This is a genomic window from Blastomonas sp. CCH1-A6 (assembly GCF_001556365.1).
GTDB lineage: Bacteria > Pseudomonadota > Alphaproteobacteria > Sphingomonadales > Sphingomonadaceae > Blastomonas > Blastomonas ursincola.
This window is the reverse complement of sequence record NZ_LSIS01000023.1, coordinates 1-639: the sequence shown is the minus strand read 5'-3', so window position 1 is coordinate 639 and position 639 is coordinate 1. Positions and strand designations below refer to the sequence as shown.

Below are 639 nucleotides of genomic sequence, written 5' to 3'. Positions count from 1 at the left end.
ATGGCTTCTGGCTCGCAAGGCTACTGCGGTCGAACGACATCGATACATATGTGCTGGATCCCGCCAGCTTCCTCGTGTCGCGGCGAGGCAGGCGCGCAAAAACCGACCGCATCGACGCCGAAGCCATGATCGGGATCCTCAAAGCCTATCTCGCTGGCGACAAAAGCGTGTGCCGTGTCGTGGACGTGCCCTCCCCCGAAGAAGAGGACGCACGCAGAGTAATGCGGGAGCGCGGCGATCTCGTGCACGAGCGCACCCGAATTATCTCTCGGATCAGGGGGCTACTTGCATTACAGGGCATACGAACTGTCAAGGCCATCAAGGGTGGTGACTGGTCAAAACAGCTCGACGACACGCGCACCGGCGATGGGCGGCCTTTGCCACCAAACCTTCGTCGACAAATTGAGCGCTGTTTCGAACGGCTCGCGTTGCTCAACGATCAGATCAAGGACATCGAGCGGGACCGCGCTGAAGTTGTGCTCCATGAGGAGTCTACCTTCCCATGCCGAGAGAAAGCGGTTCGCCTTGAGCAGCTGAAGGGCATTGGTCCGAACAGCGCGGCAATGTTGGTTGCAGAGGTTTTTTGCCGAAAGTTCGAAAGCCGACGACACGTCGCGGCCTTCCTTGGGTTAGCTCCGG

At 59.2% G+C, this 639-nt stretch carries 1 protein-coding gene; it reads left to right on the top strand.

The annotated features are described in order from the left end of the window. Nucleotides 1–639, top strand: a 639-nt coding sequence (locus AX735_RS00785) for an IS110 family transposase (protein WP_156447380.1), incomplete at both ends; no start/stop codon positions are given.